The organism is Aquimarina sp. AD10, from assembly GCF_003443715.1.
Taxonomy (GTDB): Bacteria; Bacteroidota; Bacteroidia; order Flavobacteriales; family Flavobacteriaceae; genus Aquimarina; species Aquimarina aggregata.
In genome coordinates, this window is the sequence record NZ_CP031965.1 from 1611193 (window position 1) to 1623631 (window position 12439).

Genomic DNA, 12439 nt, shown 5'->3' on the forward strand with positions numbered 1-12439 from the left:
AACCCATAGAGTACGTCTATGGGTACTTTGTTTTTATTAATTATCTATTTATATACAAGTATCCTGCTCTATTTTTACTTTCTCCAGATTGGAGAACATATTCTAAAACATAATAGTAAGTACCGGCTGGTAGTTGATCTTTTTCCTCGACTGTGGTTCTTCCTGTAGAAATACCCTTGAAGAAATTATTGTTCCGGCCATAATTCTTAGACCCATATACTTTTACTCCCCAACGGTTGTATATTTCTAGTGTATTCTCAAGGTTTTCTATTCCTTGAATTACGAAAACATCATTGGATCCATCTCCATTTGGAGTAATTCCTGTATAAACGATGACTCCATCTTCTGCATCGGGATCAATGTTATTTGGTTCAAGGTAATCAGGAGTACCATTACCATCTATATCTCTAGCATCTTCTGGATCACCATCCCCGTTAGGGTCTGGAGATTCGTTTTCGGTTAAAATGGTATCATTGTCATCATCTATATCTAAATAATCAGGAGTACCATCACCATCTGTATCTGTATCAGTAGGATCATTATTAACATCATAATCCTCTTCTACTGTATTTACTGTATCACCATCATCATCTATATCTAAATAGTCTGGAGTACCATCATCATCCGTATCTTGAGTATTTCCTGTAGTAGGATCTATATCTCCATCTGGATTAGGATTTTCATCAAGAGTAGGCACATTGTCACCATCGTCGTCTATATCTAAGTAATCATCAATACCATCTCCATCGGTATCTTGTGTAACTCCTGTCATAGGGTCTCCGTCTCCATCTGGATTTGGATTTTCTGCGATTGTACTTACACCATCTCCGTCATCGTCAATGTCTAAATAGTTGGGGATTCCATCTCTATCTGTATCATCATCAACCGGATTACTATTAATATTAACATCTTCATGGATTGTATCTACTCCATCATTGTCATCGTCTATATCTCTATAGTCTACTTCATCAACGGTGTCCGTATTTTGTGTATCGTCTGATCCATTATTCAACTCATCATTGGTGTCAAAACCATCATTAATATCACTTCCTTCATAATCATCTAACAGTCCATCACCATCTGCATCACCAATATCATTCGCTTCTATGAATCCTGCTTCTGTAGCATCCAAAACACCATCATTATCACTATCAAAATCAATATAATCAGGTTGATCTATTCCATCTGTATTTATTGCAGTAATACCCTGATCACCTGTTCCTTCATACGCATCGTCTAATCCGTCCATATCCAAATCTATACCTGAAGGTGGAACATATCCCACAGTAGGCTGACTCTCAACATTATCTGGAATACCATCATTATCCGAATCAATATCCTGGAAGTTTGGAATACCATCACCATCACTATCATTTTCTCCCGGAGTCCCTTCTGTGTAGGGATTATTATCACCATCTAAATTGGGATCTTCAGCAGTATCCAATATTCCGTCATTATCATCATCTAAATCTAAACTATCAGAAATACCGTCATTATCTAAGTCATCATTATCCAGATAATCTGGAATTGTATCTCCATCTGTATCTACTGCATCATCTGGATTACCATCTGTATTTGGATCTGGTTCTTCATTAATGGTGTCTATACCATCATTATCGTCATCGGTATCTAAATAATCAGGAGTACTATCACCATCTGTATCTTGATCGGTTGGATCATTATCTCCATCATAGTCCTCTTCTACAGTATTTACACTATCTCCATCGTCATCTTCGTCTAAGTAATCAGGAACACCATTACCATCAGTATCTTGAGCATCAGGAATACCATCACCATTAGTATCTGGATTACCATCACCATCTGCATTCGGATTCTCATCTATTGTAGGTATATTGTCTCCATCATCATCTGTATCCAGATAATCAGGAATTGTATCATTATCGGTGTCTTGTGTTATTCCTGTATTAGGATCTCCGTCACCGTCTGGATTTGGATTCTCTTCAGAAGTATTTACCCCGTCTCCATCATCGTCGATATCTAGATAATCAGGAATACTATCACCATCACTATCTTGATTGGTTGGATTGTTATCTCCATCATAATCTTCTTCTGCTGTATCTACACCATCGTTATCATCATCAAGATCTCTATAATCTACTTCATCAATAGTGTCTGTATTTTGTGTATCATCTGATCCATTGTTCAATTCATCATTAGGATCAAAACCATCATTAGGATCACTACCTTCATAATCATCTAGTAAACCATCACCATCGGTATCTGTAGTATCATTTGCAAGGTCAAACCCTGCTTCAATAGTATCATTTACACCATCTTGATCACTATCTAAATCAATATAATCTGGTGTATCAACTCCATCCGTATTTTCTGGAATTATTCCTACATCACCGCTTCCTTCATAAGCATCATTAAGACCATCATTATCTGCATCTGCTTCATTAATAAATGTTGAAGGGTCATCTACTAATGGTTGTATATACCCTGCTGTAGATTGTGCTTCTACATTGTCAGGTATTCCATCATTATCTGAATCAATATCTTGGAAGTTCGGAATACCGTCATTATCGCTATCATTTTCTCCTGGTGTTCCTTCTGTATATGGATTATTATCACCATCCAAATTCGGATCTTCGGCAGTATCTAATATTCCATCATTATCATCATCTAAATCTACGCTATCAGGAATACCATCATTATCTAGGTCATCAGCATCTCTATAATCTACATCTCCACCTGTTAATGCATCACCATCTGCATCAGGTGTGTCTAGTGACCCATTATCTAGGTCATCATTAGCATCATTATCGTTTATCGTTCCTCCTTCAAAACCATCATCTAATCCATCACCATCTGTATCTGTTCCTATTAAAGTTCCTTGATTGGCTTCTATTACATCTAAAACACCATCACCATCGGCATCAGTATCTATATAATCACCACCACCGGTACCATCGATATCAACAGCATCAGGATCTAATGCAGTACCGTTAGTATCATAAGCATCATTTACTCCATTACCATCAGTATCTGATTCATCAATTAATGGTGTGGCTGGATTATCTACAATAGGAGCGATATAACCAACCGTAGGTTGACCCTCAATATTATCAGGAATACCATCATCATCTGAATCAATATCCAAATAATTAGGACCATCATTTACATTACCATCAGTATCAGTAGGTGCACTACTTACTCCTGCTCCATCTACGCCCCCATCTTCTGCAGTATCAGGAATACCATTTGACCCTACACTACCGTTAATCTCTCCATCATTATCTGTGTCTAACGCACCATTACCCGTTTCGACAACATCATATAAACCATCATTATCACTATCTAAATCTAAATGGTTTGGAATACCATCGCCATCAAAATCATAAACATCCGGAACGCCATCACCATTACTATCCGTGTACACTGTAGTACTACCGTCTCCAATAGTATTACCAGGATCATTATCTGTATCATCCTGCCAGTTGGGAACACCATCACCATCTTCATCTCCATTTGGAGCATTACCACCACTCTCTACAATATCTGGAATACCATCATTATCATCATCTAAATCTACATTATCGGCAATATCATCGCCATCAGCATCTAAAGGATCTCGCCAGTCTCTATCACCACCTACATTATCATCATCTGGAAAATCTGTTGCTAACTCCCCTCCATCGGTAGCATTCGTTGCGGGGGTAGTACCTAAATCAATTGTATCATAATTATCATCTAAACCATCTCCATCACTATCAGCATTTGCAGGTAAGGTATCCGGAACATTATCACCATCGGTATCATAAGCCTCGGTAGCATCAGGAATACCATCGCCATCAGCATCGGTATCTATATAATCACCACCACCGGTACCATCGATATCAACAGCATCAGGATCTAATGCAGTACCGTTAGTATCATAAGCATCATTTACTCCATTACCGTCAGTATCTGATTCATCAATTAATGGTGTGGCTGGGTTATCTACAATAGGAGCGATATAACCAACCGTAGGTTGACCCTCAATATTATCAGGAATACCATCATCATCTGAATCAATATCCAAATAATTAGGACCATCATTTACATTACCATCAGTATCAGTAGGTGCACTACTTACTCCTGCTCCATCTACGCCCCCATCTTCTGCAGTATCAGGAATACCATTTGACCCTACACTACCGTTAATCTCTCCATCATTATCTGTGTCTAACGCACCATTACCCGTTTCGACAACATCATATAAACCATCATTATCACTATCTAAATCTAAATGGTTTGGAATACCATCGCCATCAAAATCATAAACATCCGGAACGCCATCACCATTACTATCCGTGTACACTGTAGTACTACCGTCTCCAATAGTATTACCAGGATCATTATCTGTATCATCCTGCCAGTTGGGAACACCATCACCATCTTCATCTCCATTTGGAGCATTACCACCACTCTCTACAATATCTGGAATACCATCATTATCATCATCTAAATCTACATTATCGGCAATATCATCGCCATCAGCATCTAAAGGATCTCGCCAGTCTCTATCACCACCTACATTATCATCATCTGGAAAATCTGTTGCTAACTCCCCTCCATCGGTAGCATTCGTTGCGGGGGTAGTACCTAAATCAATTGTATCATAATTATCATCTAAACCATCTCCATCACTATCAGCATTTGCAGGTAAGGTATCCGGAACATTATCACCATCGGTATCATAAGCCTCGGTAGCATCAGGAATACCATCGCCATCAGCATCGGTATCTATATAATCACCACCACCGGTACCATCGATATCAACAGCATCAGGATCTAATGCAGTACCGTTAGTATCATAAGCATCATTTACTCCATTACCGTCAGTATCTGATTCATCAATTAATGGTGTGGCTGGGTTATCTACAATAGGAGCGATATAACCAACCGTAGGTTGACCCTCAATATTATCAGGAATACCATCATCATCTGAATCAATATCCAAATAATTAGGACCATCATTTACATTACCATCAGTATCAGTAGGTGCACTACTTACTCCTGCTCCATCTACGCCCCCATCTTCTGCAGTATCAGGAATACCATTTGACCCTACACTACCGTTAATCTCTCCATCATTATCTGTGTCTAACGCACCATTACCCGTCTCAACAACATCGTATAAACCGTCATTATCACTATCTAAATCTAAATGGTTTGGAATACCATCGCCATCAAAATCATAAACATCCGGAACGCCATCACCATTACTATCCGTGTACACTGTAGTACTACCGTCTCCAATAGTATTACCAGGATCATTATCTGTATCATCCTGCCAGTTGGGAACACCATCACCATCTTCATCTCCATTTGGAGCATTACCACCACTCTCTACAATATCTGGAATACCATCATTATCATCATCTAAATCTACATTATCGGCAATATCATCGCCATCAGCATCTAAAGGATCTCGCCAGTCTCTATCACCGCCTACATTATCATCATCTGGAAAATCTGTTGCTAACTCCCCTCCATCGGTAGCATTCGTTGCGGGGGTAGTACCTAAATCAATTGTATCATAATTATCATCTAAACCATCTCCATCACTATCAGCATTTGCAGGTAAGGTATCCGGAACATTATCACCATCGGTATCATAAGCCTCGGTAGCATCAGGAATACCATCGCCATCAGCATCGGTATCTATATAATCACCACCACCGGTACCATCGATATCAACAGCATCAGGATCTAATGCAGTACCGTTAGTATCATAAGCATCATTTACTCCATTACCGTCAGTATCTGATTCATCAATTAATGGTGTGGCTGGGTTATCTACAATAGGAGCGATATAACCAACCGTAGGTTGACCCTCAATATTATCAGGAATACCATCATCATCTGAATCAATATCCAAATAATTAGGACCATCATTTACATTACCATCAGTATCAGTAGGTGCACTACTTACTCCTGCTCCATCTACGCCCCCATCTTCTGCAGTATCAGGAATACCATTTGACCCTACACTACCGTTAATCTCTCCATCATTATCTGTGTCTAACGCACCATTACCCGTTTCGACAACATCATATAAACCATCATTATCACTATCTAAATCTAAATGGTTTGGAATACCATCGCCATCAAAATCATAAACATCCGGAACGCCATCACCATTACTATCCGTGTACACTGTAGTACTACCGTCTCCAATAGTATTACCAGGATCATTATCTGTATCATCCTGCCAGTTGGGAACACCATCACCATCTTCATCTCCATTTGGAGCATTACCACCACTCTCTACAATATCTGGAATACCATCATTATCATCATCTAAATCTACATTATCGGCAATATCATCGCCATCAGCATCTAAAGGATCTCGCCAGTCTCTATCACCACCTACATTATCATCATCTGGAAAATCTGTTGCTAACTCCCCTCCATCGGTAGCATTCGTTGCGGGGGTAGTACCTAAATCAATTGTATCATAATTATCATCTAAACCATCTCCATCACTATCAGCATTTGCAGGTAAGGTATCCGGAACATTATCACCATCGGTATCATAAGCCTCGGTAGCATCAGGAATACCATCGCCATCAGCATCGGTATCTATATAATCACCACCACCGGTACCATCGATATCAACAGCATCAGGATCTAATGCAGTACCGTTAGTATCATAAGCATCATTTACTCCATTACCGTCAGTATCTGATTCATCAATTAATGGTGTGGCTGGGTTATCTACAATAGGAGCGATATAACCAACCGTAGGTTGACCCTCAATATTATCAGGAATACCATCATCATCTGAATCAATATCCAAATAATTAGGACCATCATTTACATTACCATCAGTATCAGTAGGTGCACTACTTACTCCTGCTCCATCTACGCCCCCATCTTCTGCAGTATCAGGAATACCATTTGACCCTACACTACCGTTAATCTCTCCATCATTATCTGTGTCTAACGCACCATTACCCGTCTCAACAACATCGTATAAACCGTCATTATCACTATCTAAATCTAAATGGTTTGGAATACCATCGCCATCAAAATCATAAACATCCGGAACGCCATCACCATTACTATCCGTGTACACTGTAGTACTACCGTCTCCAATAGTATTACCAGGATCATTATCTGTATCATCCTGCCAGTTGGGAACACCATCACCATCTTCATCTCCATTTGGAGCATTACCACCACTCTCTACAATATCTGGAATACCATCATTATCATCATCTAAATCTACATTATCGGCAATATCATCGCCATCAGCATCTAAAGGATCTCGCCAGTCTCTATCACCGCCTACATTATCATCATCTGGAAAATCTGTTGCTAACTCCCCTCCATCGGTAGCATTCGTTGCGGGGGTAGTACCTAAATCAATTGTATCATAATTATCATCTAAACCATCTCCATCACTATCAGCATTTGCAGGTAAGGTATCCGGAACATTATCACCATCGGTATCATAAGCCTCGGTAGCATCAGGAATACCATCGCCATCAGCATCGGTATCTATATAATCACCACCACCGGTACCATCGATATCAACAGCATCAGGATCTAATGCAGTACCGTTAGTATCATAAGCATCATTTACTCCATTACCGTCAGTATCTGATTCATCAATTAATGGTGTGGCTGGGTTATCTACAATAGGAGCGATATAACCAACCGTAGGTTGACCCTCAATATTATCAGGAATACCATCATCATCTGAATCAATATCCAAATAATTAGGACCATCATTTACATTACCATCAGTATCAGTAGGTGCACTACTTACTCCTGCTCCATCTACGCCCCCATCTTCTGCAGTATCAGGAATACCATTTGACCCTACACTACCGTTAATCTCTCCATCATTATCTGTGTCTAACGCACCATTACCCGTTTCGACAACATCATATAAACCATCATTATCACTATCTAAATCTAAATGGTTTGGAATACCATCGCCATCAAAATCATAAACATCCGGAACGCCATCACCATTACTATCCGTGTACACTGTAGTACTACCGTCTCCAATAGTATTACCAGGATCATTATCTGTATCATCCTGCCAGTTGGGAACACCATCACCATCTTCATCTCCATTTGGAGCATTACCACCACTCTCTACAATATCTGGAATACCATCATTATCATCATCTAAATCTACATTATCGGCAATATCATCGCCATCAGCATCTAAAGGATCTCGCCAGTCTCTATCACCACCTACATTATCATCATCTGGAAAATCTGTTGCTAACTCCCCTCCATCGGTAGCATTCGTTGCGGGGGTAGTACCTAAATCAATTGTATCATAATTATCATCTAAACCATCTCCATCACTATCAGCATTTGCAGGTAAGGTATCCGGAACATTATCACCATCGGTATCATAAGCCTCGGTAGCATCAGGAATACCATCGCCATCAGCATCGGTATCTATATAATCACCACCACCGGTACCATCGATATCAACAGCATCAGGATCTAATGCAGTACCGTTAGTATCATAAGCATCATTTACTCCATTACCGTCAGTATCTGATTCATCAATTAATGGTGTGGCTGGGTTATCTACAATAGGAGCGATATAACCAACCGTAGGTTGACCCTCAATATTATCAGGAATACCATCATCATCTGAATCAATATCCAAATAATTAGGACCATCATTTACATTACCATCGGTATCAGTAGGGCTGGCCGTAGTTGCTGTAAAAGTATCATCAGATTCTATTGAGTTTGCTAATCCGTTATTTCCAAAATTAACTGGTGTTCCATCAATAACACCATCACCATTAGCGTCTACCGCTCCATTATCGAATTGTCCTGATTCAACTAGATCATAAATACCATCATTATCACTATCTAAATCTAAGTGATTCGGAACTCCATCTCCATCCAAATCATAAACATCCGGAACGCCATCACCATTACTATCGGTATACACTGTAGTACTACTGTCTCCTATAGTATTACCAGGATCATTATCTGTATCATCCTGCCAGTTGGGAACACCATCACCATCCTCATCTCCATTTGGAGCATTACCGCCACTCTCTACTACATCGGTAATACCGTCATTATCATCATCTAAATCAAAAAAATCGACGACATCATCATTATCAGAATCAGTACCCAAAGTACTATCTCGATAATCCACTTCTGTTGATACTGGATCTTGTACATTTGGCAAATCTAAGGATCCTCCATTTTGATCATCGTCATAATCGATTGCTCCTGCAGCATCTGTGGGGCTCGCATCGTATTGATTTAATAGTCCATCCCCATCCGTATCAATCGTATTTGTTGCCGCGGTAAAACCAGCTTCTAATGTATCATTATCACCTTCATCATCGGAATTAAGATCTAGATAATCTGGTCCATCGGCAGTTCCATCTGTATTTTCAGGAGTAAATCCAATTGCCGGAAATCCATTAGGAATACCATTGGCAGCTACGCTAGTACCTACTACACCATTATTTGGTAAAGCTGTATATCCTACTGTTGGTTGTGCTTCTACAACATCAGGAATTCCATCATTATCACTATCTATATCTCTACAATTTGAAATACCATCTCCATCAAAATCTGCAAATAATTTGGCAAATGTGATATCATCCAGACGTATATCATTTCCAAAACAACCCGCTTGTGTATTTGCAATTTCTATGGTTACTGCACCAGATACAGCTACAGAATTCCAATTAAACTCTACTTCTTGCCATGTTCCTATTTGACCAGCCGAACCATCACCTACTGGACTATTAAATATTGTAGCTCCATTGATAATAAAAGCTAACTCCGGATTTTGCTCTACAATGTATATAAAGCACCTAAAAATATAGGTAGAGTTTGCTTCAATATTAGATACTGTTTGTTTCCAATAACTTTCTCCTACTACATCACTAGGATCGATATACAGGGTATTATTTGGATTTGCCAATGTACCCGGTGTACCATCTGTAAAGGGCACATAATTAGCATCGCAACCAGTATTATTTCCTCCTCCAGGGGGTACAGGTCCACCCGTATAATATACGTTTGCTCCTGTTTGATCGGCATCTACAATTAATACACTACCATCGGGTATCCCTGGTAGCGTATTTGGATAAGTATAATATGTATTACAAATACCATTTGTACTGTTGTAAGGAGAAACTGCTACCCAACCTTGATCTGCACAAGTACCTGATGTTCTTGGATAACCTGTACCTCCATCTTCGTTACCTCGTCCACGATTAAAATCTGATGTCCAAAATGCATAACCATCATCAAAATTAGAGTTTAACACTAGATTTGGGCCTTCAACCGATGTACCCGTGACTGCAGGACATTCTACGGTGTCTAAAATACCATCATTATCATCATCAAGATCTGTAGTATCTCCTACTCCATCTAAATCATAATCTCCATCTACTATTATTGTAATTAAAGACGTACTACAAGGCATGGCTGAGCCTGCTTCACAAATTTGATATCCTATGGTATAAATCCCTGCAGCAGTTCCTGGTGTAACATTCACTTCACCATTAGCTGTATTCAAAGTTACATTAGGATCAGATGATGAAACTACTGTAATATCAACTGTTCCTATAGTTGCAGTAGCCCCACCAAATGTATCATTAACCAGAACATTGGCTATAGCTAAACCCCCGGTACTACCAAGAACTTGTATAGAATTTACATCTGTATTCGCATCAATACAAGTACTGGCGTTACTGCTAAATGTTACTGCAGTATTGGTACCTAGAGTATAGTTTATTCCTGTTTCTGTGACTAATCCATCTCCATCTACTGTAGCTGGATCTGTTATTCCGTATTGGCCGCCATCACCTCCATCAGCATCTGGATCACTATATGCCTCATTGGCATCACTACATCCATCATTATCACTATCAAGGTTTAAGTGATCAGGAGTTCCTGCTGTGGTTTCTATTGGTATGAGTCCAGTTCCTGCTGTCGCAGGGATCCCAATAGTTCCTGCAGTATTACCAGGCACTCCATCAGCATCTCCATCATTATCATCATCTGTTCCTCCTGCTTCCACAACGTCATAAATACCATCATTATCACTATCAAGATCAAGATGATCTGAAACATTATCACCATCAAAATCAAAAACTGGATCTAATGTATCACAAATACCATCAAGGTCTGCATCAAGGCAAACTGGAGCTGTAGCTGTTCCATTATCATCAAAATCTTCATAATTTAGGATAAAATCCCCATCTGCATCTCCCGAAGGATCTACATTTAATGTATTTTCAGCAGTATCTAATATACCATCATTATCATCATCAAGATCTGCCTGATCTGAAGTACCATCACCATCGATATCATTTGTTCCTATAATTTGATTAATAAATACTGCAGAATCCAAAGACCTATCACCTGTATCCGCAATGGCAATCTTAAATCTATACGTAACTCCTGCAGTAAGCCCATTTATTGTTCCTGTAAATTGATTCGTAATACCATTATATTCTGTAAAGATGGGAAATGCACCAGAGTTCGTATTACAAGTCGCAGGAGGTCCAGGAGGAGTTGCTGTATCAAAACCATTGTTTATAAATAATGCAGATTGCGATAAATCTGCCGGTGCCGCTATTCCGGCATTAGCATTATTACATCCCAAAAAACCTCCATTAACAGAATTTACTGCTACGGGATTTGATGTACCGGGTACCAATGCTAGATTTTGTGAGCCCGTTATCCCTGGCCCTGAAACAAAAAAACCAAATACATCATTAAAAACAGTACCAACATAGTCAGGGTATTCATCTGAACCAAACTGATATACAATCTGCAATGCTGTTAATCTAGGATCCAATACCACATCAAATGAAAATACAACTACATCAAAATTAGCATTTGGGTCTATCGCAATGATATCTGGATCATTATACGTTGTTGGTTGTACTTGTTCAGTAGCAGCGACACCCGAGTTAGACGGAAACGCAGCTGTACCATTACTGCCAAATGCTTGTGTAGCAGTTCCCGTAGTCATCAATACCCCTGTATCTATCGAAAGACTAGCCCCTGCATTACCGTTAGAAAAAGTTGCTAATTGAAAAAACCTACTTCCATTTTCTAAAGTAGGGTTAGATATGGTTATACCTGTACCTCCAAGTTGTGTGGTCAATGCTACATCTGTGGGATTGGCAGTAAAAGTAGCTTGAGACAATACTTCCTTACCATTAAATAGCAATACTATAAAGAAAGTGATTAGCGTAATTTTTTTCATATACTATAAAATTTTGATGCTGTTTTATATTTTATTGATCTTTTACTACTATAAATAAGTAGTTTACAACCAATTAAATTAATGTGTATTGCACACTATGGTTTTTAATATCGTTGAATCAACCGATAGGAAAGGTGAATTGCCAAAATCTTAAGATAAATCAATATTATCTTCGCGCATTTTTCTTTCAAAAAAAAG

Annotated in this window: 1 protein-coding gene; it reads right to left on the bottom strand. The window is 39.1% G+C overall.

Annotation, left to right across the window (positions count from 1 at the left end; genetic code table 11):
* Positions 1-40: 40 nt before the first annotated feature.
* Positions 41-12241, bottom strand: coding sequence for a choice-of-anchor L domain-containing protein (locus tag D1816_RS06925; RefSeq protein WP_118501807.1), 12201 nt, complete (start codon positions 12239-12241; stop codon positions 41-43).
* Between the last annotated feature and the right edge of the window lie 198 nt (positions 12242-12439).